Origin of the sequence: Candidatus Brocadia sp., assembly GCA_021646415.1 — a bacterium.
In the GTDB taxonomy this organism is placed as follows: domain Bacteria; phylum Planctomycetota; class Brocadiia; order Brocadiales; family Brocadiaceae; genus Brocadia.
Genome location: SOEU01000001.1, coordinates 137,227 through 162,773, shown reverse-complemented (window position 1 = coordinate 162,773; position 25,547 = coordinate 137,227). Strand labels below are relative to the sequence as shown.

The following is a 25,547-nucleotide window of genomic DNA, read 5'->3' as shown; positions in this document are numbered from 1 at the left end:
TGTGTCATGGCACACAAATGCAACGCCACATAAGTGTGTCATGACACACTTATCAAAGATATCAGGATATTCAGGTGGTAAATTATTTGGGTAGGATGGGTTTTCTTTGACAATCAAATTCACAGGGGATAAAATCCTTTCATGAAAAAATACACAGAACCCAAAAGGCATCTCTTTTCCTTTGACAGTCATACCTCGTCGCACGTCTTTACTGATATATTGATATTAGGAAGCGGAGTGGCGGGACTCAGCGCTGCTATAGAGGCATCAAAACATTGTTCAGTACTGGTTGTTACCAAGGAAAAGATTGATGAAAATAACACCACCTATGCGCAGGGTGGTATTGCCGTGGTATTATCTGCCGGTGATACCATAATGAAACACATAAAAGACACCCTGGATGCCGGGCAGGGCTTGTGTGATAAAGCGGCGGTAAAAACAATTATCGGCGAAGGCCCGAAAAGGGTACATGAACTGACCAAATGGGGTGCAGCATTTGACAGAGAGGATGATCGTTTGATCTTTACTCAGGAAGGGGGACACCGTTTCCCGCGCATCATCCGTGCCCGGGGCGATTCAACCGGAAGGGAAGTCGAGCACGCACTTATACAACATGTGAAAGAAAAGAAGAATATTACGGTGCTCGAACATACCTTTGCTACTGACCTTATTACCAGAGACGGTATTTGTCACGGCGCTATTGTCTGGCACGCAAAGAAGGGAACCACCTTAATCTGGGCAAAACAGACGATTCTGGCCACCGGAGGGTGCGGACAGGTCTACCGGGAGACAACCAATCCCGATGTGGCCACCGGCGATGGACTGGCAATGGCCTACCGGGCCGGCGCCGCCCTTCAGGATATGGAGTTTGTGCAGTTTCACCCCACAACCCTCTATATTGCCGGAGCTGTACGGTTTCTCATTACAGAAACCGTGCGGGGTGAGGGTGGCATATTAAGAAACAAAAGGGGGGAACGGTTCATGCCGGGGTATCATCCACAGGCAGAACTTGCACCCAGAGACGTAGTGAGCCAGAGTATCCTGAAAGAAATGCAAAAGACCGACCATACAAATGTGTATATCGATGTCCGTCATATTCCAAGAGAACGGCTTTACACCCGCTTCCCGAAGATCAAAGAAATCTGCGCTTCCTTTGGAATTGATATTGCCAGGGATCTGATACCTGTGCGCCCCAGCGCCCATTATATGATCGGCGGTATCAAGACCAACCAATTTTCCAGGACTACCGTCAGGCAGCTTTATGCCTGTGGCGAAGCGGCCTGTACCGGTATGCACGGGGCCAACCGGCTTGGCAGCAATTCCCTTCTTGAAGGGCTGGTAACGGGCTATATAGCAGGAAAAGATGCCTGCGAGTCAATCCAGAAGAGTGCACGGAAATTGGTCCCCTATACCATCCGGGAATCTATGGGTTTATCAAAGATTAGCTGGTTGGATCTGAATGATATCCGAAATTCCTTAAAAAGCCTCATGTGGAGGGATGCGGGAATCGAGCGCGACGAAAGACACCTGCTTGAGGCCGAAGAAATGATCGAAATGTGGGGCAGCTATGTAATGGACAAAGAATTTTCCAGCCCTGCGGGGTGGGAGTTGCAGAACATGATTCTCGTCTCCAGGCTTATTGTTTCATCAGCCCTGAAGCGGAAGGAATCACGCGGGGTCCACCACCGATCAGATCATCCCGCGGCGGATAATCTCCGCTGGAAAAGGCATATCACCATAAAAAAGGCGAAGTCCTGATTTAAGCCGAAGGGAAAAAGTCCTGCCGGTAATGAAAAACGGAGTATGCTAAAAAATAATGAAATTTCCTTGAATAGCTTAAAATTACTGATAAAATTTAGTATTTGATGAACTGAATCTGAGAAACCCCTGCTTGGGAGGGGATGAGGAGGTGGGTAAAAAGTTGCCGGATTTTGTCTTTTAAAACCCAGCCTCATTTTAAATTTCTGAGCATCTCAATAATAAGGTTTTCCCCATGAAATTTCTGACCGAATACATGACTTTTAATACCAGAAAGCGTCGTGAGTTTCTAAACATTACGAGAGACATCGATAACGTACTTCAGAAAAGTGGCATTAAAGAAGGTATGGTTTTGGTTTCTGCCATGCATATAACGTCAGGGGTCTTCGTTAACGATGCCGAACCGGGGCTTCATCGTGATATTGAAGAGTGGCTCCTGAAACTGATTCCTGAGGGTCACGATTACTATCATCACCGGACAGGAGAGGTGAATGGTGATGCACATCTCAGAAATCTTCTTATCGGGCACCAGGTAGTCATACCGGTAACTGACGGGAAATTAGACCTCGGCACATGGCAAAAGGTATTTTATGCCGAATTTGACGGTCAGCGCAGCAAGCGACTGGTTATTAAAGTGATGGGGGAATAATAAATTTTTTTGCCGTAAATTTCTGAAAACTTGTTAACTCTATAAAACTTGGCTATGACAATAACGAATACATGTGCGGCGCCTGACAAAAAAATAAATGAAGAGGCGCCGTGCATCCTGGCCTGTCCGATACGGCAGGATGCCCGCGATTATGTTCAGCTCATTGCCAGAGGGCGATTTCAAGAGGCGTTCAGACTGGTAAGGGAGAGAAATCCGCTGCCTTCAGCATGTGGCCGTATCTGTACCCATCCTTGTGAGACAAAATGCCGTCGGAATAGCACCGAGGCGCCGATTGCAATTGCATGGCTCAAGCGTTTCCTCGGCGATAATTTTTCCCAGGCAACCGGGAAAACAACCAGCGAAAAATATCCTGAAAAAATTGCCATCATTGGCGCCGGCCCGGCTGGACTTGCCGCTGCGAATGATTTGGCCCTTTTGGGCTATTCATGCACCATCTTTGAATCCAATCCCACTCCGGGTGGCATGCTCCGCATGGGTGTGCCAACCTATCGTTTACCAAGAACGGCCATTGATAATGACGTTGAATTTATTAAAGATTTGGGAGTCGAAATTAAATACAACACGACATTTGGTGCAGATATTACCTTCGACAGTTTGAAAAAGGATGGGTTTGCGGCCGTTTTTATCGGTGTGGGCCTGCCAGAGAGCCGTAGCCTGAATATCGAAGGGGTGCAACTTGAAGGCGTCCTCAAAGGCGTATCCTTTTTAAACGAAGTAAATACCACAGGGAGCGCCAAAATCGGCGGGAATGTGCTGGTAATAGGCGGTGGAGCCGTTGCTATGGACTGTGCACGAACGGCCTTGCGCCTGAAGGTAGGTAAGGTATCCGTCGCCTGCCTCGAGTCACGCAAGGAAATGCCGACAACCGATTTTGAAATCGAGGAGGCTGTTCATGAAGGGGTGGCGCTTTACAACTCCGTAGGCCCGAAACGTATCCTCGGAAAGAACGGAAGGGTTTCCGGACTGGAAACCCTTAAGGTGAAATATGTTTTTGATGAACAAAAGCGGTTCAATCCCGCCTTCTATGAAGGCTCAGAGTCTGTTATTGAGGCGGATACTATCATCCTTGCAATTGGTCAGGCATCAAATCTCTCTTTCCTGAAAGGGCAGGAAAGTATTCAAATCACGCGCGGCGGCACGATCATCGTCAACCCAAATACCTTTAGCACTTCTGTGCATGGTATCTATGCAGGTGGTGATGTCGTGTTAGGCCGGGGAACCATGACTGAAAGTATGGCCCAGGGGAAAAAGGCGGCGATTGCCATCCATAACGCCTTAAGAAATGCAGCGGTAAAAGACGAGAAATGGGCAGAAAAGCCTGCAGTGCCCGATGTGGCTGAATCCAGAATCCCTCTTATCAAGAAAGAGCAGAAGCAAGAGATGCCTACCATGCCTTTGGATGAAAGGCTAAAAACCTTTAATGAGGTAGAGCTGGGATTTCCCTTAAATATAGCCGTGAAGGAGGCGCAGCGGTGCATGAACTGCGGCGCTGGCGCCTTTGTGGATGATAATTTATGCGTGGGATGCCTCACCTGCGTGAGGATATGTCCTTTTGAAGTGCCTAAAATTAAAAGGGGAGACACCACGGCGTATATTGACGGCGACTGCCAATCCTGCGGTTTGTGTATTGTGGAATGTCCTGCGAAGGCCATCAGTTTTAAAACACCCTTAGAAGACCGCGGTGAAGATACGCTAAAGGCCGTCTTTCTGGATAAGTCTCTCCAGGGTATGGAACCACTGATTATTAACTTTTATTGTCAATACGGTACCTATAACGAAGGCATAACAAAGAGTTTGACGGAGAAACATGTCAGGCGGGTGGGTGTTCTGGGGCTGGGTAAAGTGGACCCTTCCTTATATCTCAATGCCTTTGAGTGGGGCGCTGATGGGGTATTGGTGACGGCATGCGAGGGAGATACCTGTCATTTTTGCAAAGAACAGGAATGGGTTGAAAGACGGGCAAGATTTGCCGGTCAATTATTGAGTGGATTGGGAATAGATACCAGAAGATTTCAGACCCATTTTGTTTCATCACAAGATGGGAAAGAGATCCTTGAAATTGCGTCCAGAATGGTTGAAGAACTGAGAAATTTATAAAGAACTAGTATGCATGCAACAATAAATCGCAAAAGAAACAATATTTTGTTAAACTATTTATAGGGTAAGTTTCATTGTCGATTAAAAGATTAGTATCTTCCAAAGATAATTTTGACATTTTTAACAAAAATTATGAGTAAAATTAACCCTGTCAGGGTTTTAAACCCTGACAGGGTTAACTCACGAATTTCGTGTTTCGGATTTTGTCTTTTCCGACTTGTTCGGGCTAGGATATATACAAAATGATTGTAGCATCATCAAAACCATTTCCAGAAATCAAACAGATGCTTTCCGGGTTTCGGAAGGTTTGTGTGCTGGGATGCGGTTCATGTGTGACCATATGCCATACGGGTGGCGAGAAACAGGTTACCGAGCTTGCTGCGCAACTCCGTCTTGCTGCGAAATTAGAAGGCAGACAGATTGAAGTGAAAGAAGATTCCACACTCAGGCAGTGTGAGTGGGAATTTATTGATGATATTAAAGAAGTAATTGAAGACTGTGATGCCGTCCTTTCCATTGCCTGTGGTGTCGGCGTGCAGTACATGGCCGAAAAATTCCCCGGGATCAGGATATTCCCGGGGGTAAATACCACCTTTATGGGAGGACCTGTCGAACAAGGCATCTTCTGGGAACGGTGTGCCGGTTGCGGGAATTGTATCCTGGGAACTACGGGAGGGCTGTGCCCGGTAAGCCGGTGTGCAAAAAGCCTCATGAACGGCCCGTGCGGCGGTTCACAAAACGGGAAGTGCGAGGTCTCGCAAGAGACACCCTGTGTGTGGCATCAGATATATGACCAGCTGGACACCCAGCAGCTTTTAGCGACGATGGAGAGGATTGTACCCCCAAAGGACTGGACCACGGGTATGGAAAACCATCCCCGGAAGATGGTTCTTGAACACCTGGTCATGAAAAAGCAATAAAACCGTCCTATTTTATAGGAGAAACATGCCATGTTAACCGTGTATATTCAGAAGACAATGGGGCTTGCCCACTATGAGATAATCGAAGACGAAGGAACATACTGGGTGGGAGATTTCTGGCTTTCAGGGTGTATGGGGAAAAGCAAAAACCCTTGAAAAATACAGAGAGGAACTCAGAGAAGCATTGGAAGAATGGATTGTCTTCAGATTAAAGAATAATCGAAACAGTTTAGTTTTTTGAAAAATGAGTTGTGCTTTTTAAGTCCCTATAGGGACGTGAGGCAATAGGCAGGCAATTTATTGCCTGTATTTTTTTCATTCGCCCCTACAGGGCTTATTTTTATCTTTCTCTTAACACAGGCAATAAATTGCCTGCCTATGAGCAATTTGCCCCTCCGGGGCGAAATCAGCACAAGGCTTTGCCTTGATAGTTTTTCAAAAAAATAAAGTGTTACGAATAATCTTGAGTTGCCTGTAAGTGAAATCCATATAAACAGGCATGAAATGGGAATGATTTTAAAGCAATTGAAGATGTTAAGGTTGTAAATCCTTTTGAATAGCAGGCAAACAGTTTGACTTGTGGTTTTATTATCACGTAATTTATGATCGAAAATAGTTCTGAAATAAAATCAGGCAGTAATTTAGAAAAAATCCTTCGAAGCGGACAATTTGCCGTTACGGCAGAGCTTGGGCCACCCCGGGGCGCGGACCGCTCGGTGATAGAAAAGAAGGCAGGGCTGCTGAAGGGCTATGGGGATGCCTTCAATATTACTGACTGCCAGACCGCCGTGGTGCGTATGTCCAGCATTGCCGCCGGTCGGGTGGTCCTGGATGCTGGCTTAGAACCCATTATCCAGATGACCTGTCGCGACAGGAACCGTATTGCTATACAGAGCGACCTCCTCGGTGCTGCGGCACTTGGTGCAAAAAACCTCTTATGTCTGACCGGTGACCACCAGAAATTTGGAGATCACCCTATGGCAAAGGGCGTCTTTGACATGGATTCGATCCAGCTCATTCAAATGGTCAGGTCCCTCCGTGATGAGAAAAAATTTCAGTGCGGACAGGAGTTAAAGGCATCAGAGCCGAGGTTTTTTATCGGTGCAGCCGAAAATCCCTTTGCCGACCCATTCAAATTCCGTGCTATCAGACTCGCCAAGAAGATTGCTGCCGGTGCCGATTTTATACAAACCCAGATTATTTATAACATCGCCAGGTTTAAAGAATGGATGAAAATGGTCACCGATATGGGTCTCCACGAGAAGGCATTTATTCTCGCCGGTGTGGCTCCGCTCAAATCTGCCGGAATGGCCAGGCATATGAAGTATAATGTGCCGGGTATGGATGTACCTGATGAGGTCATGAATCGTATGACGGCCGCTTCTGCCGCCAAGAAAGGAAAGGAAGAGGGCATCAGGATATGCCTGGAGGTCATAGAGCAGGTTAGAGAAATCAAAGGCATTGCCGGTATCCACATCATGGCTGTGGAATGGGAAGAAGCCGTCCCCGAAATTGTCAGAGAAACACGATTGTATCCCAGACCACTGCTATAACCTTTCTATAACGCGCCAATGAGCATCTGCTTTTAGCTTTGGATTAACTCTTATTTTAAAATATCGCCTATGGGCGATTCCTTGCCCTGTTTTCCTTTGTCTTCTTTTTTGGGCAGTCCTATTTTGTCACCCAATTTCTCCAGCTCCCTTCTGCCGTAATATTTCGCCATGGCGCTGGTTACATAGGGGATATCCAGGATAGGCCTTGGCTTGCTGAAACTCCCATCGATTTTATTATCGGACATGGAAAAATCACCATCCAGGTAATCAAATCGCGTAGCCTTTTGTTTGTCCAATTCACTCCCTTCTTTTACCAGGAACCCGGATCCATCTTTCATACCAAAAATGAGTCCCGGACTGTATATATAAAGTTTAAGTTCATAATTTTACCCCAACAAAATACAACATTAAAACGCTCCTCTTGTATACCATGCACGGCTTTTATGCCGGCATCACATATAACAACGTCATCTCTAATCCCAACAATTTTGTCAATTCGTTCTTTTTTGCACAAATTTCCCACAAATATGTTCTTAATTGTGTGTCAAAATTCATAATTGCCATCTTATATCGCAACAGTCGTTTTTAATTTATAAATTGAAAAATCATACACACATAATTAATTGTTGAGAATCACATGCAACCTGATGTATTAATTTTTAAGAATATACAATATATGTGGCCTCTATACAAATTCCACATTAAGTATAGCCGAAATAGTCTTCCTGAAGACAAGACTACCTTAGGAATTGGCATATTTTATGCTCACACTAAAGTTAGCTCGGTATTAAGCAATGCAAAATTAAAATATTGAACTACCTTCCCTCGTATTGCCTTTTGTTGAAATGTCACTATTTTTGGTGATATTTCAACAAAAGGTAGCTAATCGGTTTGCCTGCAACAGAGCATCCTTATATCGGTACCCATGCCATTTTAAGACCGTAGCAAGGCTATCAATTGTGTTTGAAGTTTTTGATTTACTTAAAGATACCGATGGAAAGTTGCTAGCCGGAGGGGAATTTTACTGCAATGTCTAACAGGGCTAAAAAATGGATTAAATGAAACTTACTACTAAATCATCTGAGATATTTTGCCGATCATGTCACTGGAGGATTTTACAATGCATCAAAAAAAAATATGGAATGGCATATCTACTTTTCTATTTTTATGCCTCATCGTATGTGCTCTCCGGAATGCATACAGTTCTGGTTTTGCAATATTTACACAGGGAGCATCTGCTTTGGGGCAGGCAGATTCTGTAATTGCACATACAGATAGTCCTTCATCTGTTTTTTTTAATCCGGCATTGATTAATAAACTTGAAGGAACGCACATAGAATCAGGAACGACATTAATTTTTCCTTCACGGGAATTTAAAAGTGATCTTACCGGGAAGACCGCTGAGACAGAAGATGAGATGTTTTATCCATCCACGTTTTATGTCACCCATAAATTCAATGAAAAGATAAGTGCCGGCATGGGAATCTTTAGCCCTTTTGGTCTGGCAACAAGCTGGGAGGATGATTGGGAAGGGAGGTACATAGGGACGAAATCGGATTTGAAAACCCTTACTATCAATCCTGCAGTTTCATACCAAATATTACCCAATGTCGCATTTGCAGCCGGAGTGGATGTCCTTGTACTTGACACTACATTGGAGAAGAAAATAAACTTGTCTGGTTTTGGCCTCCCTGATGCAAACCAAAAATTTAACGGCGATGGGAATGGCATCGGTTATAACCTTGGCATCTTATATGACATAAGCGAAGATATCTCGTTCGGTGCTTCATACCGAAGTGAAATCAAGGTAGACATTGATGGCAACTCCGATTTTGATCTTCCTGCTAATACCCCTTCCCCACTCGGTGCGTTATTTCCAGATACCGATGGTAAAACGGACATCACACTTCCACAGCAAGTACATGCAGGTATCTGCTATAAAGGTTTTGATCGTCTAACACTTGAAACTGTTTTGAGATGGGAGGGCTGGTCTTCTTTTGACGAATTAAAGGTAGACTTTGATCATCCAATTGCAGGGAGTAGTGAATCCATTACAGAAAAAGACTGGCAAGATACCTATTCTGTAAATCTTGGTGCTAAATATCAACTCAGGGACTGGGTTGCGTTGCTTGGAGGCTATTTATACGGAGGAAATCCGGTTCCTGACAGGACATTTGACCCTATTGTTCCTGATGCCAGCACGCACCTTTTTACTGTTGGGACATCCGTAAAACTCAAGAAATTTAAAATTGACCTGGCGTATGGTTATCAAAAATTAGAAGGCCGGAGCAAGGATAACTCTGTAGATGACAATTCTTCTGATGGGTTGCTGAATGTTGCCACCAGCGCAAATGGCAAGTATGAAACGGATTTACATCTGTTTGGTATCAGCGTGACCTATAATTTCTGATTGTTATTACTTTTAAAACACAGGATTCATGAAACTATAATATTTTTCCTATCGCTTTCCTTTTGAATATAACAGGTGAATATTGGATAGCATCCAAAAAATTATTCAAGAATCTAAAGATACAAACGTCGACGGCCAACAGAAAGAGGGGATCAAGGTCAGCAAAAAACATTTAATAAACACCCTGAACTACATTAATTTTCAAGCCGGCACCATATATGTAAATTTCAAACATGTAAAATATGACCGTATCATATCCCTTCAGGCTAAGCCGCAACCATGTATTGAAGACCATTTGGAATGTTTCTGGATTGAACCCGCAGGGCTTAGACAGAAACTGAATTCATATAAATATCTAGATTTTATTCTTAAAGACGGACAAAAACTCATTCTTGTTAAAGCTGACGCAGAAGATATAAGCGAAACAGGAATATGTTTTAAACTTCCGGAAATATGTCTCGAATTCAATTACCGAAAAGTAAAAAGGAATTCCTGCAAAGGAATACAGGTTGATTTTATTCAAAACGGTGCAATATTTCACGGATTTCTTTCGGACTTTAGTGCAGCTTCATTCTGCGCGGAAATAACAGTAGTGCCACCTCAATCGTTCTGGTTAATTAATCCTGAAAATATGGTAGACGCTGTATTGAAAAAAGGTCAAGATGTTTTTTATTCAGGGAAATGTAAGATAATCAGGCAAACTTACGGTCAAAAAACACGCTGCTTTGTATTAGAACCTACAGAAAATCAGATGCGCAGATTTAAACCCAAAGAATTCAGGAGTCCAAGACATAAATTAAACCCTGTGCCAAATATTACTTTCAAACATCCTATTATTCAGAAAATAATCAACCTTGAGGTCGAAGACATATCCTGCTCAGGCCTTTCCGTCGAAGAGTACCAGGCAAATTCCGTGCTTTTAACAGGATTGGTCATACCGGAATTATTTATAGAATTTGCAAATGGTTTTACGATAAGATGCAAGGCCCAGGTTGTTTACAGAAATAACTATAAAACTGATGACGACAGGACATACGTAAAATGCGGCATAGCGTTTTTAGAAATGGACATGCAAGATCAAAGTAAACTGGCAAGCCTCCTGCATAAAGTAACAAATAAAAAATCATATAGTTGTCACAAAGTGGATTTAGATGCATTGTGGAAATTCTTTTTTGAGTCAGGCTTCATATACCCTGAGAAGTACACCCATATACACAAGAACAAGTTAAAGTTTAAAGAGATTTATCAGAAGCTATATATCCAGAGCTCTAATATAGCCAGACATTTCATATATCAAGACAAAGGGGAAATTCAAGCACATCTGTCTATGGTCCGTTTTTGCGAAAATACCTGGTTAATTCATCATCATGCTGCCAGCAGATCAGGTTGTAACAAGGCGGGATTGGTTGTTTTGAATCAGCTTGGGCATTATATAAACGATTTTCATTCTCTCTATTCAACCCATATGAATTATGCCTGCTGTTACTTTAGGCCAGACAATAAATTTCCACATCGTGTATTTGGAGGAGTTACCCGGTACATAGATAATCTAAAGGGTTCTTCTATTGATCCTTTTGTCTATTTCCATTATGAAAAAAATTTGAACAACATGGAAATAAAAGAGCCATGGATCCTTGCGAAAACCCAACCCGAAGACTTCATGGAATTAGAAGGTTTTTATGAGCACAAATCCAGCGGTCTTATGCTTGATGCCCTTGATTTAAAGCCGGACACGATTGATAATAACGAACTCAATGAAGAATATCACAGACTCGGTTTGAAGAGGCAAAGACACTTTTTCTCGCTAAAGAAAGATGGCATCTTTAAAGCGTTTATTGTGTTGAATCTATCAGATATCGGTTTGAATATGTCTGATCTGACCAATTGCATTCAAGTTATCGTTCTGGACCCAGATGACCTCCCTTACGATACTCTCTGCTCCGGCTTATTTATGTTATCAAAATATTATGACCAGGACGAAATCCCTACATTGCTCTATCCTGTAAGCTACGCTGAAGGTCAATCCATACCTTATGATAAAACATATAATCTATGGGTTTTAAATTTGCACTATCTCGATCCTTATTTTAAATACCTTGAAATTTTAATTAATCGCAATAGGCACGAAGAAAATAAGGTGTTATCTCTTTCTCAGGTATCCTCATGGAAAAATCCCAAATAGGGAATAAACATTTATATAACAGCCGGATAATAGATACTTATATAAAGCTCATTAAAAGGAAGTATAATTATATCAATGTAGATGAACTATTACAATACTCGGGGATGGAATCCTATCAGGTTTCAGACGAGGGATACTGGTTTACCCAGGAACAGATAGATTTGTTCTATGATAGGTTGGTATATTTAACTGGAAATAAGGACATCGCAAGGGAGGCTGGCAGGTTTGGGGCATCGCCGGATGCTATGGGGATAATGAGGCAGATTGTCCTGAGTCATATCGGTCCGGCCAAAGCATATGAGGCAATAGGAAAGGCGGCGGCTAATTTTACTAAATCAGCAATTTACGAATCAAAAAGAATAGATACTAATAAAGTTGAAATTATCGTTACGCCCATAGATGGGGTTTATGAAAAACCATTTCAATGTGAAAACAGAATAGGCTACTTTGAATGTGTTAGTGCCATGTTTAACTGTAGAATGCCAAAAATAGAACACCCTGAGTGTATCTTTAAAGGCGGGGATGTTTGTCGTTATATAGTCTCCTGGAAAGAATCACGTTTTGCTTTTTGGGAAAAAATAAGAAATTATACAACCTTGCTTCTTTCACCAAGTTGCATGTGCTCGTTTTTTGTGAACCCAAAGGTTACAGTAACTGCTGTTTTACCCATCACACTATTTGTTATTTTATCATTAACCTTGTACTCAAAAATTATGGAGAAGAGGGAACTAAATACGGCAATAGATAACCTCAGGGATTCGCCCGATAAGTTACTGGAACAGATTAATGTAAATTATAACAATGCCCTTATGATAAACGAGATAGGGCTCGCACTTAGCAAACAGATGGATATTGATAGTATTTTATCGAATGTTACCCAAGTTTTGGAAAAAAGACTTGATTATGATCGGGGCATGATCCTTTTAGCAAATCAGGACAAAAGCAGGCTCGAATACCGTGCAGGTTTTGGTTACACTGATGAACAACTACAGATTGTGAGGAATACCAGTTTTCATTTAAATAATCCAAAATCAAAAGGGGCATTTGTTATATCCTTTCACAAGCAGAAACCATTCATAATAAATGACATAAATGAAATAAAAGACACTCTTTCACCTCACAGCTTAGAATTTGCAAAAAAAATTGGGGTAAAATCCTTTATTTGTTGTCCCATAATCTATGAAAGGGAGTCCCTGGGAATTCTTGCAGTAGATAATGTAAAGACAAAAAGGCCACTACTTCAGAGTGAAGTCAGTCTATTAATGGGTATCGCTCCCGAAATAGGAATAAGTATCCATAACAGCATGCTTATTGAGGCCAGAGAGCGTCAATTTAAATCTATAATACAGGTTTTGGCGGCCAGTATTGATGCACGTGATACCCTGACTGCTGGGCATTCCGAAAAGGTTACTGAATATGCCCTGGGCATTTGTAACGAACTTGAGATATCAAAAGATTACTGCGAAGTGATTCGGGTTGCTGCATTACTGCATGATTATGGTAAGATAGGTATCGACGACTCAATCTTAAAGAAAAATGGCAAACTGGACTTTGGTGAGCGCAAAGAGATAGAAACTCATGCAGAAAAAACTAAAAAAATATTGGAACAGATACATTTTGAAGGTATTTACAGAGAAGTTCCTGATATTGCAGGATCCCATCACGAAAAAATTGACGGAAGCGGTTATCCTAAAGGACTCAGGGGAGAAGAAATTCCCCTTGGAGCAAGGATAATTGGTGTTGCAGACTTTTTTGAAGCCATTACATCAAAACGTCATTACCGGGAACCGTTGCCACTTGATACAGCATTTCAACTTTTAGAAGAGGAAAGCGGACAGCGCTTTGATAAAAAGATTGTTGATGCTTTTATCAAATTTTACAATAAGAAATATAAATATCAATGGAGCCCCTCGAACAAGTTAGTTTTACAGGTTTAAATCACATGCTCGGCTTCTTTCCCCTGCATATAATCACCGGCGTGTAAGTAAATCTGCCCGGATCGGCAAAAAATCTGTTAAATTCTTCCGAGAATTCTTCATACCCACCCTGATATTCTTCAAATGGATATTGTACCTTCCTTGAGATAACTTCAATTTTCTTGATCCAGTTGAAGGCATCGATATCCTTTAATTTGCCAAATATCAAATGGTGGGCTGCAACATCTACATTTATATCATGATATCCCAGCGTATAAAGATGATAATAGAGCTTTCTTCCTGCATAAGGATCAAAATTCGCTTTTTCTTCCAGATACTTTATCATTGCAAAAATGGTTCTTTCCAATCTCTGGGGAAGAGCAAAATGGTTTAAACAATTATGGTCCAAATCAATCAGGCATAAAATACCGCCAGGTTTTACAATCTCAGATAAATACTTAACTATGTTAAAACTATCAGCGAGATAGTACTCCAAAAGAAATCTGACCCAGACAAAGTCAAATGTCCCCAAGTCAGCAAGAGACTCGCGTATATCTTTACACGTAAATTCCAGCCCCTGGACACCATAGTGCCCTTTAGCATATTCAATTCTATTTTTTGACCCATCCACTCCTACTGCGAGACCACCAGGTTGAACTAATTTATGCAGTATGGAAGTAGTTTTTCCTGAACCACAGCATATATCCGCAACACGCATACCCGGCTTTATGCCTGCCCAGAGGGCCTGATTCTCAACAACTATATTATCTGTCTTTATATCCAGACGGAGTACCTCTTCATCGCTTTCCATTAAATATTCATTGCCTTGCATGATTTACGCCCCTCCGTTTTTTCTATCAGGTAGTTGTCGATTAAAATATGATCATTTCAAAATATCCTTTAAAATATTTCCTATGGGTGATTCCTTGCCCTGTTTTCCTTTGTCACCTTTCTTGGGCAATCCTATCTTGTCACCTAATTTCTCCAGTTCTTTCCTGCCGTAATATTTCGCCATGGCGCTGGTTACATAGGGGATATCCAGGATAGGCCTTGGCTTGCTGAAAGTGCCGGTAACCGTAATCGGAAGCACCATGCGTTTTTCTGGATTGAGCAGGGCATTGAGCGGTTCGTTCTTTTTGGCTAATTTAGCAGAATATTCCTGGGAGAGAACGACCTTGCCCTTAAGGTCGAGACTGCTGGTATTACAGTCAACTAACCCATCTATAAACGCATCAGAATCAGTTGCTTTTGCAGTATGAATATTATGTAAAGCGGCCTTCTTTAAATATATTTTATTACCGGTCATGGAAAAATCACCATCCAGGTAATCAAATCGGGTAATTTTTTGTTTCTCCAATTCACTGCCTTCTTTTTCCAGAAACTTAGATACGCCCTTTATACCAAAAAGCGCATCCAGTACTGTATCTACAAGGTTTAAATTCATAATCTCTCCCTGGTCGAGCCGGAATGACCCGCTGGCATTCATAGCCCCTTTCTGTTTTTCATCGCCGGCATTGTTTGCCACAAAAGACCCGGAAAATAGCCCTTTGAATAAACCCTTGTATTGTGTAAAAGTATCCATAGCTTCTGCCATATTTATATTCGTAATAACCGGTTTCACGTTCCATCGAAGTTCGCGGGGCCTTACTTTACCGTCCATCACAACGCCTCCCTGGAAGGCATGAACACGAAACCCGTGAATACCGAGGATATCGTTCTGGTAGTCGAACTGTGCCTGCATCTTTTCAAAAGGCGCAGCCAGCACCTCTCCTTTCCTGACTTCAAGATTGCCACTCCCCATGATTGCCTCATCCTTTTTCACGGCTTGAACGTTCATATCCATGGATTCAAAAAAACCCTGAGAAGTTGCAGCTTTCCGGCCATCGTCTGATGACTGAGAGAGCTTAAATGCAAGCCTTGGAGACGAAAACTGCAGATTAACAGCGGCATCGTTCATCGTTCCTTTCAAGGAACTTCGAAGGACAAAATTCCCCTCTGGTTCGTACTCTTTTAGTGCAGGGACCAGTGATTCCCAGCCTTTCAGGGACGTATCATCGGTGTTTATCGAAAGATCAAAACGCGGATTCGTTAAACCGGTAATTTTTCCCGATGTCCTGAGAGATAAGGTATGCATTTTGACAACACACGGGTCTAAATGAATATCATCTCCTGTCTTGCTTGCCTTGACGGAAATTTGACAGGGGACAGGTCTTGGTTTGCGAAATGTCTCACCATACAGGATATCGAGGTCTTTCATCTCCACGTTGCAATCAGCCTGGAGATTATCCATATTTCCCTTCGAAATCATCTCCATGCCCAATGAACCTGAAAAGCTCACATCCTTAGGTAAAGATTCCCTGATAGAAGGGTAAAACAGAAAGACATAGTCCGGATTGATCGCCTGTGTCCGAAGGGTTATATCCCATTGTGGTTTCGTATTGAATCCTTCCACGCTTCCTGTCAGAGAGATTGTATTTTCATCCATGCTCAAATCCAACCGGTCAATGTCCGCACTTCCTTTTTCCCATGCGAACTTCATTTCTTCCTGGAGGGTAATATGCATTTTCCTGAGGGCTTTCTTATCGTTTCCTTCTGCGAGTATCAGTTCTTTGCACTGCATCTGACCTTCTGAAGTGACTCCGGACGCCATATCCCCCCTTAAAGAGATATCCATGCTGACGACCCCGTCTACAGGGGATAAAGGCAGGTCTGGCGGCAGGTACGATTTACAGGTACCCAGATCAAATTCTTCGAGTGATACTGCGATATCCATAAAAAGCCGTTTTATATCCAGGGTATCACCAATGGGTCCCATAGCACCCTTTATCATGAAATTTTGCTTCGCACTTCCGGGCAGCCGGGCCACCGTGGACATCCGGATCGGTTTATTCACTGATACATCCGTGAATTTCATGTCTAACAAATCTATCGTTGTCGTTGTGGTAGTGCCGGGCTGAGTGAATTCATCAATAAAATCGATGTGGCCCTGGTTCAAAGTAAATTTGGAAACCAGCAATCCCGCCAAAAAGGTACTTCCGTTTTTCACCTCATTCTCACCGTTTTTACTGCCATTATTTTTATTCTCTTTTTCCTCCTGGCTTTCAGTATCTTTCTGTTCTTTATCTTCTTGTTCTTTTGTTTCGGAACCCATTAAGTCTGTGATATTAAGCTCCCCCTTTGTGTTTTTTATCAGTCGTACCACTGGTTTATCCAGGATTAATTCCTTGACTTGAATCTGCTTTCTCAGAAGGGGAAATAATTTTACCTTTACCCGTAGTCGTTCCAGATTCAGAAAATCACCTGTACCAAACCCCGGATTTTCTGCAATGCGGAGTCCCTGAATCTCTGCACCCAGCCCTTTCAAAATGGTGAGTTTTATTCCGCCAAAATCCAAATCTCTCGCCACGTGCGGCTTCGCAAGGTCGATAATTTCCCCTTTATATTTATTGAGATCAATAAGAAATGGTGTAACTACTGCACCTACCAGAAGAACAAAAATCACACTCAGAACAATAATAATGATCTTTTTCATAATTTTATCCTTTATCGGTGATAATTACGTAGCTATCGTATTTTCAATGCATCCTGAATTTAGTTACACTGTAGCAGAAGCCAGGCATTTTATCAAGGGAAACAGAAGCCCAGGATAAACGTTTATACCAAAGAGACATTGCTTGTGTCTTTTTGTCACCCGGTACTTGTTCGGTATCTTGTACTCATCAGGCTTTTATACGAAAAGATACTGACACAAGTTCAGTATGACATTCTATTATGAAACGTCATAATTACATTGACATAGTATTGCAGAAAAATTTATACTGAACCAAAAATTCTGTAACAGGTCACACCTACCCTTCATTTCATCATCTGGTTCAGTTTTTAGGAGGTTTAACATGTTCAAGACGAGATTTTTAGCCTTACTCATTACAGTATTGTTTTTCGTTGGTTGTTCCACAGTACCAATAACAGGGAGAAAACAACTTTCTTTTATACCACAGAACCAGCTTATTATCTCAAGCGCCGATAGCTATCGTCAGCTGATATCTGAATCAAAACTCTCAGGTGATGCACAAAAGACACAAATGGTGGTCGATGTGGGTCGTAGAATAGCATCGTCAGCTGAAGAGTTTATGCGTGAAAACGGGATGGAAAAGGAAATACAGAACTACCATTGGGAATTTAAACTTATTGAGGACGATAAAACCGTAAATGCCTTCTGCATGCCCGGAGGAAAAATTGCCGTGTATACCGGAATACTTCCGGTTACACGGGACGAGGATGGACTGGCAGTTGTGATGGGACATGAAGTTGCACATGCGCTGGCAAATCATGGCGGTGAAAGGATGAGCCAGCTCCTTATCGTTCAAATGGGCGCAACCTCTCTGTCTGCAGCGCTCAGCGGCCAACCGGAACAAACCCGGCAATTATTAATGCAAGCATTTGGGTTAGGCGCAAATGTAGGTGTTCTTTTACCCTATAGCCGCAGTCATGAACTGGAAGCAGACCATATCGGTCTTATTCTGATGGCCAGGGCTGGTTATGATCCCAGAACTGCCATCCCGTTCTGGCAAAGGATGAATAACCTTGGTGGAGAACGGCCACCTGAATTTTTATCTACGCATCCGGAGCCTGAAAGAAGGATTCAAGACCTTCAGAATGAACTCCCTGAAGCGATGAAATATTACAAACAGTTTTAATTGACTGCTTGCCAGGAGGCACGGACAAACCTTGTTCTTCGTTTAGACACCAAACAAAAAACCCCAATATCCTTTTACCGATATTGGGGTTTTCATGTCATAATTATAACGATAATTTAAACGGCTACTCCATATTTTTATACACCATAACTATTGCAACTGATTATTCTTTAAAATATAAGAGCGTGCTTTTCAATAAATTTATAATTTGACGACTTTTGTGGCTTTGTAGCCCTTCTGGTCCTTTATGACATCGAACTCGACCTTATCACCTTCAGCAAGGGTTCTAAACCCCTCTCCCTGGATCGATGTTTGATGTACAAACACATCCTGACCGTTATCCTGGGAAATAAAACCAAATCCCTTTTTGTCATTGAACCACTTCACGGTTCCTGTTGCCATTCCTGAATCACCCCCTTTCACAGTTTAAAAACTTTTACAACAAAAAAAGGCTACGAGGTTGTAAACCTTGTAGCCTTACTATATGTTACTATATAACAATACGACTTTGAAATGCAAGCAGACAACATATAACAATATACTATCAAACATTGTGTAATAATGCAAAGAAAAATAAAAACATGTCTGTTTGGAATCTCAATGTTGATGAAATTCTCTTGCGAGTTCCAGGGATTTTTGATACCATTAAGAACCTTTTTGTCAGTATTTTCATGATAAAAAAGCATGCACATCGTGCGTATTAATCTTATCTATTGCGGAAAGGAGTTTTTGGATGTCGCCTAAGTATGTTTATTTCTTTGGCAACGGCTCTGCCGAGGGTAGGGCTGATATGAAACACCTGCTGGGTGGCAAGGGTGCTAATCTTGCAGAGATGACCAATCTGGGTATCCCTGTCCCCCCGGGATTTACCATAACCACAGAGGTTTGCGATGCGTATTACAAAAACAATCAGCAGTACCCGAAAGGTCTTTCCGGAGAAATAGAACAGAATCTTTCCCGATTAGAAAAACTTATGGGGGCAAAATTGGGTGATCCAAACAATCCTTTATTGGTTTCTGTCCGTAGTGGTGCAGCAGCATCCATGCCAGGGATGATGGATACGGTTTTAAATCTTGGTTTAACTCCGGATGCTGTTAACGGACTTATAAAAAAGACAGGCAACGAACGCTTCGTGTGGGATGCTTACCGACGGTTTATCACCATGTTTGGTGACGTTGTCATGGGCGTGGAGCGCCACTATTTTGAAGAGATTCTTGATAGATACAAAAAGAAGGCGCGGGTAAAAAGTGATACGGAACTCACAACTGACCAGTTAAAAAAAATTGCCGAAGAATTTAAAGCTGTTTATAAAAAGAAGACCCGTGAAAACTTTCCCAACGACCCGAAAGTGCAGCTTCAGAAGGCAATAGATGCGGTATTTGCCTCATGGAATAATCCGCGTGCCGTAAAATATCGGCAACTTTACGAAATTAAGGGACTCCTTGGAACGGCAGTAAACGTTCAGGCTATGGTCTTCGGGAATATGGGAAATCACTCTGCCACGGGCGTATGTTTTACGAGAAATCCCTCGACCGGCGAAAACAAATTCTACGGTGAATTCCTCATCAATGCCCAGGGCGAAGATGTCGTTGCCGGAATCCGTACCCCTGAACCGATTGCAAATCTTGAAAAAGAAATGCCGGAGGTTTACGAACAGCTTGTTAAATATAAAAATATCCTGGAAAACCACTTTAAAGATGTCCAGGATATAGAATTCACCATCCAGGAAAATCGATTGTTCATGTTGCAGACAAGGACCGGTAAGCGTACCACCCAGGCTGCAGTGAAGATTGCAGTTGATATGGTTAAAGAAAAGCTGATTGATAAAAAGACTGCAATTTCCCGTATTAATCCCAATGAGCTTGATCAGTTGTTACACCCAACTTTTGACCCCAAGGCAAAAAAAGAGATTATTGCAGCAGGGCTTCCAGCTTCACCAGGTGCGGCTACGGGAAAGGTTGTATTTAGCGCAGAAGACGCTGAAAAATTGACTCTTGAAAAGAAAGAGAAGGTTATTCTTGTCAGAAAAGAAACCTCGCCCGAGGACATTGGGGGAATGCATGTTGCGAAAGGTATTCTCACAACACGCGGAGGCATGACTTCGCACGCTGCTGTGGTGGCAAGGGGGATGGGTAAATGCTGCGTTGCCGGATGCGGTTCATTACAAGTGGATTATAAAAGTCAGACCTTTAAGGTGAACGGTAAGATAATAAAAAGGGGGGATTATATCTCGATAGATGGTAGTACTGGCGAAGTAATGCTGGGAATGGTTCCTACCATTGAACCCGGACTCAGCGGAGACTTTGCCACACTTATGGGGTGGGCTGATGAAGTCCGCAAACTGAAGATAAGAACAAATGCCGATACATCGGCGGATGCTAAAAAGGCAAGGGAATTGGGTGCAGAGGGTATTGGACTCTGCAGGACAGAACACATGTTCTTTGGCGAAAACAGAATCGATTCTGTTCGACAGATGATCCTTTCCGCTCCGGACGTAAAAAATTTAAAGGCGAAGATTGCTGCACTGGAGAAGGAACTTGCAAAGGCCCTAAATAAGAAATCGGACGCTATTAAAAAGGAATTAATGCAAGTCAAAAAGGAGCTCAAAGAACCATTGAATTTATATACATCCGCCCTCAAAAAATTGCTTCCCATGCAGCGTCGTGATTTTGAACAGATCTTTACGGTAATGGACGGACTCCCGGTTACCATAAGGCTTCTTGACCCTCCTCTGCATGAATTTCTCCCCCAGGAAGAATGCAACCAGAAAGAAATGGCAAGGCAGATGAAGATCAGCCTGAAAGAGATACAAGAGAAGGTCTCTGCGCTTCATGAATTAAATCCCATGCTGGGGCACCGTGGCTGCAGGCTGGGTGTCACATATCCGGAAATCTATGATATGCAGGTGCAGGCCATCATTGAGGCTGCCTGCAATGTGAAGAAAAAAGGTGTTACTGTATATCCGGAGATCATGTTGCCCATCATTAGCGCCGACCAGGAATTTAATCTATTAAAAGACGATGTCCATAGAATAGCGAAAGACGTTATGAAGAAGAAGGATATGCAGATTGACTACATGGTTGGCACCATGATTGAGCTTCCACGAGCAGCCCTGATAGCGGATAAGATTGCCAAACATGCAGAATTTTTCTCCTTCGGAACAAATGACCTAACCCAGATGACCTTTGGTTTTAGCCGCGATGATGTGGGTTCCTTTGTACCTGATTACATTGAAAAAGGCATTCTTGAGAAAGATCCATTCCAGATATTGGATCAGGAAGGTACAGGACAACTCGTGGAGATCGGGATTAAGAAGGGACGGAGCACGCGACCCGATTTAAAGGTGGGTATCTGCGGTGAGCACGGTGGCAACCCGCAAACCATCTCATTCTGCCATCAGGTGGGAATGAACTATGTGAGTTGTTCGCCATTTCGGGTACCCATTGCCCGGCTCGCAGCGGCACAGGCATCTTTACAGCAGCCGGTATCTCAGGCAACTGTTTGACAGACATTTCCCAACCTTTCTCCTGAAACAGGGAAAAATCAGTTCTTCTGATTGGCATTTATAAACTGACAAATGCTAATCCTGCATCTGTTCTGTTTTTGGGTGCGCCTGTAAAGAATACAGAGGACAGGGTTTTGCCAGGTATGTAGCAAAAGGCATCTAAGGGGACGTGCCTCAGATGCCTTTTGTCCTATACCTCCTTCATATTTACTCACCTTCACTTACATCTTTAAAATTTATTCCTCGAACAGGCAGCACCTGTCCCCTGATCTCCCCATCGGGGAACTCATCGGTGTGAATGTTGAGGTAGAGTAACCCTTTCTTCAAATCCCTGACCTGTTTTCCCGTGAGCGGACCGACGCTCCCAACTTTTGGACTGCCGGGAACCGGAGTTATCGGAAAGAGCACCGGTGCATTCTCCCCTGGATTGGCAGGGCCATGGAAGTGTGCCGCAGTTTCTGACCCAATTAAATTGGTATCGGTAAAGGTTATCGAATAAGAGAGAAGTTTTTCGTCTTCTTCAAAGGTTATAAATGCGACTCCAAAGGCATTGCTTTCATTTTGTGGAACTTCCTGACCTCCGGTCAAAATGGCAGTAAATGCCTTTACGCTTTTGCCCTGTTGACTATATGCATTCAACGGAACTAACGAAACCGTAAATGCAAATATAAATATGGTCGAAGTGATCAGTCCAATCTTTGACATCTTTGTGCTGGCAATAGCCATGCCCGCAATTTTCCTAAAAATCTTTTCCATCTTACTCCTCCTTAGCATAATGGGTTTTTAATCATTTTTTCAATCTTCCTTAGCTATCCAACGAAACACAAAGCACCAACGTCCACGAATGATCAAAGAAGACCAGCATCCCCTCCTTTCTGCAACAAGTTTTAATTACCGCATAATAGATAAGTAAAGACTCTTTATAAAATTGGCCTTAAAATAAAAAAGCCTTACTGCAAAGATATTCATTGTGAAAATCTTCGGCAGTAAGGCTGTCTTATTTTTTAGCCGTTTAAGCGGCTAAGACCCTTTACTTTGCGTCCCCTGATTACTCAAGGTTTGCCTTTATCGTGATGTATTATATCATGAATAATTTTTTTCCATTCAAGCATGCATAGCAGGTGATGTCAAGCAAAAACAGAAAATAGTTGAAAATGATAATTCAAGACTTTCCGGAGAAATTTTGTACCTGATTTTTTCCGCAAGCCTGCTATTTGTCACACCGGTAAATTTGCAAACCACTTGCTGCACAAATCAAACAGAGTGGCTTACCTGTTTTTTTGCCGTACCAGGATATCAGCTCTTTCTGTCATTTCTTTCATAATTTTTTCTACCAGAAGCCGATAGTTTTCCATTTCTTCCCCGGTAAGATTGGGTGGAATATGGATGGGGTCGCCATACATCATTAATGCCCGGGAAAATGGCTTTGGAATACGAAACTCGTCCCAGCTTGGGAGCTTCCAATAACGGGATAATCCAACGGTAGTGGGAATAATAGGCAGTCTTGTTTTTTGGCTGAGATAGATGCTTCCGGGTTGGACAACGAATCGGGGGCCCCGTGGTCCGTCGGGGGTAATTGCAACCGGATACCCTTCACGTACCTTATCAACCATGGCCTTTACAGCCCGTGCGCCACCTCTCGTTGTTGACCCTCGTATAACACCAAAACCAAGTCTTTTTATTACCTGTGCGATATATTCACCATCGGAGTGCTGGCTGATGAGTACCTGTATGTTTTTATTGCGGCCCACATAGGCAGGGATAAGCATCAGGCAGTGCCAGAAGGTGTAAATAGCCTGGTTGGTTTGTATCTTTTCATTAAAACCTCTGGGAGAATCGGAAATACGAATGGTCAAGGCCAATAATTTTATGAGCCAGGAACCAAGAATCCCTGTGATAAAGAATTTTAGTTTTTTCATTTTAAATGCAACCACAGATTTCACTGATTACACAGATTGATCGTATTTTTGATCTGTGTCATCTGTGCAATCTGTGGTTTCAAATGTTTTTTACCTGCCTCACTAGCTTTCAACCATAGACAGATACAAGGCGCACTTGTTGCAGCTCATATTGTCATTCTCGCAAAAATCCTTAAAGATTTGATACAACCCCTGTTGCCTCCTGGCAGAAGTGATTATTTTTTTTGATACATCTGACTGTCCAAAGATACGATGACTCATGAACTTCGTTACACTGGTACCGGAAAGAGGAGAATAATTTCTATACACGAGATGTAATGTCTTTTCCATCTTTGTGTTGTCATGCTTTCTGGCATAGATAAGCAAGATGGGAATAATAACATTGATGAAAATATTGGAAGTCCTCTCTTTTCCAAGCAACTTAATGGGTTTTGCCAGTTTTTTCCCATACCAGGTATAATGATATGACCAGTAGGGGTCATAAATATCAAGAAAGAGAGATTGTATATCCTCAATGAGCCTCTTCATGATTTTGTGTGCATCTTCGTAACTTTCCACCTTTTCAAGTACCGATAAGAGGTATCGGAAGATGCTGAGGGATGAACACTCCGAAAGGACATTGGCAATGGCCGCAATCCTTCTTTCCGGGAAATTTGCAGGTCTGATCCCTGCATAGCTCCAGGCATTTTTTGTCAAAGGAACCCGGTTTATTTTCTTTTGTATTTTATTCCATGCCTGTTCAATATCGTTTACATATTCCGCAGTTTCTTTGTCGCAGGCTGGTTTTACATTTCTTTGTTGCGGTAACAAACCCGCTGTACCCAGGAGTAACGCCTGCGTATCTTTTTTCTTTTTTTGGGCAGAGGCATCTTCTGGAATTAAAGACCTGATGTCTTCAAGCGGCACGCGGGAGGCTAACGTGAAAAACGGCTCCTTATTGTTTTTATATCCCAGCGATTCCATCACAGCCTCGTAAAGTACCTGATCTAATGGTTTTTTTTCTACCCATTGTTCGTACCTTTTTGCCTTTTGAAGAATGCGCTCGTCGCCGGCATAATCGAGGAAACGACCTATCCATTGATCATTTACCTTCTGGTTTTCCATTTCGGTCTGACAGTATCCGGGATTTACCTTTTTCCCTTTTAGATAGGATTCAACGTCGATCAACTCTACCAGTTCATCCAATTCGGCATCTAAATATTTGGACAGCGTTAATTGAGGAATTAATTGGCCGTTACAATTCTTAACGGACCCTCCCTGGTCATCCCACATAACGACATGCAAGCATACCGTATCGTAGGTACTTTGTTTGTCGTGCTGATGCCGCATCCAATCGGATGAAAACACATGAACTTCGACATTGCCCTTTATGAGACCTTTGCCTTCCAGGAGAATTTCAGCGTGCTTGAAATCAGGTCCTCCCTCAGAATTCCACCATCCTGGAGAAAGAATTTCAAGGCGAAAGCCGTCATCGGTAAAAAGCTTGTCCTTTTTAATATGCTGTCCAAACCAGACACATCGAACTAATTCTTCCTTAATCAGCCTTTCTGTGCCTTCCAGGACACGCAGGGACGAACTGCCGTTCACCCCTTCATCATTTATACCAGTATAAAGGGAGTTTACGATCTGCTGATAGACAGGCGAAAAATAATTTGTGGGATATTTATCGAGGTTGAACATGGAACGTTTTAAATTCCTTGTATAAAAATTTTCATTTTTCTCTTGTCATTCCTTTTTTTTGTCATTCTCGCGCAAGCGGGAATCCAGCATCCTTTACCTCTTTTTCCTCTACTCTGGATTCCAGTTTTTTTATTTGTTATTCCCACTTTTTATTTGTCATTCCCGATAAACTTGTCCTCGTGAAAACGGGGAGGCATTCGGGAATGACATGAAAAACCATCATAGATTCAAACTCACTCT

At 42.5% G+C, this 25,547-nt stretch carries 17 protein-coding genes, 1 pseudogene and 1 riboswitch; of the genes and pseudogenes, 11 read left to right on the top strand and 7 right to left on the bottom strand.

The annotated features are described in order from the left end of the window. The first annotated feature begins 141 nt into the window (after positions 1-141). The 6 genes and pseudogenes from nadB to E3K36_00615 all read left to right on the top strand — a co-directional run bounded on the left by nadB (position 142) and on the right by E3K36_00615 (position 6,998). Complete coding sequence (gene nadB / locus E3K36_00640; protein MCF6153768.1) at positions 142-1,758, top strand: L-aspartate oxidase; 1,617 nt, start codon at positions 142-144, stop codon at positions 1,756-1,758. Between the two features lie 235 nt (positions 1,759-1,993). Then, the gene (locus E3K36_00635) at positions 1,994-2,407 is read left to right on the top strand and encodes a YjbQ family protein (protein MCF6153767.1); all 414 of its coding nucleotides are present in this window, start codon (positions 1,994-1,996) and stop codon (positions 2,405-2,407) included. Positions 2,408-2,461: 54 nt separating this feature from the next. Beyond that, positions 2,462-4,525: a hydrogenase iron-sulfur subunit gene (locus E3K36_00630; protein ID MCF6153766.1), complete on the top strand. Its 2,064-nt coding sequence runs from the start codon at positions 2,462-2,464 to the stop codon at positions 4,523-4,525. A gap of 242 nt (positions 4,526-4,767) precedes the next feature. After that, positions 4,768-5,445, top strand: a complete 678-nt coding sequence (locus E3K36_00625; GenBank protein MCF6153765.1) for a hypothetical protein — start codon at positions 4,768-4,770, stop codon at positions 5,443-5,445. 30 nt (positions 5,446-5,475) lie between these two features. Then, a pseudogene (locus E3K36_00620) lies at positions 5,476-5,686 on the top strand (type II toxin-antitoxin system HicB family antitoxin). A gap of 361 nt (positions 5,687-6,047) precedes the next feature. Then, positions 6,048-6,998 carry a methylenetetrahydrofolate reductase gene (locus E3K36_00615; protein ID MCF6153764.1) on the top strand — a complete coding sequence of 317 codons (951 nt, stop codon included), beginning with the start codon at positions 6,048-6,050 and terminating at the stop codon, positions 6,996-6,998. 50 nt (positions 6,999-7,048) lie between these two features. Here the strand turns inward: E3K36_00615 and E3K36_00610 are convergent, their stop codons facing one another. Further along, complete coding sequence (locus tag E3K36_00610) at positions 7,049-7,336, bottom strand: hypothetical protein (protein ID MCF6153763.1); 288 nt, start codon at positions 7,334-7,336, stop codon at positions 7,049-7,051. 782 nt (positions 7,337-8,118) lie between these two features. Between E3K36_00610 and E3K36_00605 the strand changes: the two genes are divergently transcribed. From E3K36_00605 to E3K36_00595, 3 genes are all read left to right on the top strand, one after another. Beyond that, positions 8,119-9,408: a transporter gene (locus E3K36_00605; protein MCF6153762.1), complete on the top strand. Its 1,290-nt coding sequence runs from the start codon at positions 8,119-8,121 to the stop codon at positions 9,406-9,408. An 82-nt stretch (positions 9,409-9,490) separates the two neighbouring features. After that, positions 9,491-11,590 (top strand): PilZ domain-containing protein, encoded by a 2,100-nt coding sequence (locus E3K36_00600; GenBank protein ID MCF6153761.1) that lies wholly within the window; start codon positions 9,491-9,493, stop codon positions 11,588-11,590. Continuing rightward, complete coding sequence (locus tag E3K36_00595; GenBank protein MCF6153760.1) at positions 11,587-13,527, top strand: HD-GYP domain-containing protein; 1,941 nt, start codon at positions 11,587-11,589, stop codon at positions 13,525-13,527. The genes E3K36_00600 and E3K36_00595 overlap by 4 nt, the downstream gene beginning before the upstream one ends. Position 13,528: 1 nt before the next feature. On the opposite strand, the gene E3K36_00590 is transcribed toward E3K36_00595, so the two are convergent. Both E3K36_00590 and E3K36_00585 read right to left on the bottom strand, forming a co-directional pair. Then, positions 13,529-14,338, bottom strand: coding sequence for a class I SAM-dependent methyltransferase (locus E3K36_00590; GenBank protein ID MCF6153759.1), 810 nt, complete (start codon positions 14,336-14,338; stop codon positions 13,529-13,531). A gap of 51 nt (positions 14,339-14,389) precedes the next feature. Beyond that, complete coding sequence (locus tag E3K36_00585; protein ID MCF6153758.1) at positions 14,390-17,038, bottom strand: AsmA family protein; 2,649 nt, start codon at positions 17,036-17,038, stop codon at positions 14,390-14,392. 361 nt (positions 17,039-17,399) lie between these two features. Here E3K36_00585 and E3K36_00580 point away from each other — a divergent pair, with 361 nt between their 5' ends. Beyond that, complete coding sequence (locus E3K36_00580; protein MCF6153757.1) at positions 17,400-18,203, top strand: M48 family peptidase; 804 nt, start codon at positions 17,400-17,402, stop codon at positions 18,201-18,203. A gap of 201 nt (positions 18,204-18,404) precedes the next feature. On the opposite strand, the gene E3K36_00575 is transcribed toward E3K36_00580, so the two are convergent. Then, on the bottom strand, positions 18,405-18,605 hold the full coding sequence (locus E3K36_00575; protein ID MCF6153756.1) for a cold-shock protein: 201 nt from the start codon (positions 18,603-18,605) through the stop codon (positions 18,405-18,407). 331 nt (positions 18,606-18,936) lie between these two features. Between E3K36_00575 and E3K36_00570 the strand changes: the two genes are divergently transcribed. Further along, complete coding sequence (locus E3K36_00570; GenBank protein ID MCF6153755.1) at positions 18,937-21,708, top strand: pyruvate, phosphate dikinase; 2,772 nt, start codon at positions 18,937-18,939, stop codon at positions 21,706-21,708. Positions 21,709-21,915: 207 nt separating this feature from the next. On the opposite strand, the gene E3K36_00565 is transcribed toward E3K36_00570, so the two are convergent. From E3K36_00565 to E3K36_00555, 3 genes are all read right to left on the bottom strand, one after another. After that, positions 21,916-22,413 carry a CHRD domain-containing protein gene (locus E3K36_00565; GenBank protein MCF6153754.1) on the bottom strand — a complete coding sequence of 166 codons (498 nt, stop codon included), beginning with the start codon at positions 22,411-22,413 and terminating at the stop codon, positions 21,916-21,918. 274 nt (positions 22,414-22,687) lie between these two features. Further along, positions 22,688-22,782, bottom strand: a riboswitch (cyclic di-GMP riboswitch). 194 nt (positions 22,783-22,976) lie between these two features. After that, a complete protein-coding gene (locus E3K36_00560; GenBank protein ID MCF6153753.1) occupies positions 22,977-23,627 on the bottom strand; it encodes a DUF374 domain-containing protein in 651 nt (216 codons plus the stop codon). A gap of 102 nt (positions 23,628-23,729) precedes the next feature. Next, a complete protein-coding gene (locus E3K36_00555; GenBank protein MCF6153752.1) occupies positions 23,730-25,307 on the bottom strand; it encodes a DUF2851 family protein in 1,578 nt (525 codons plus the stop codon). Positions 25,308-25,547 lie beyond the last annotated feature (240 nt).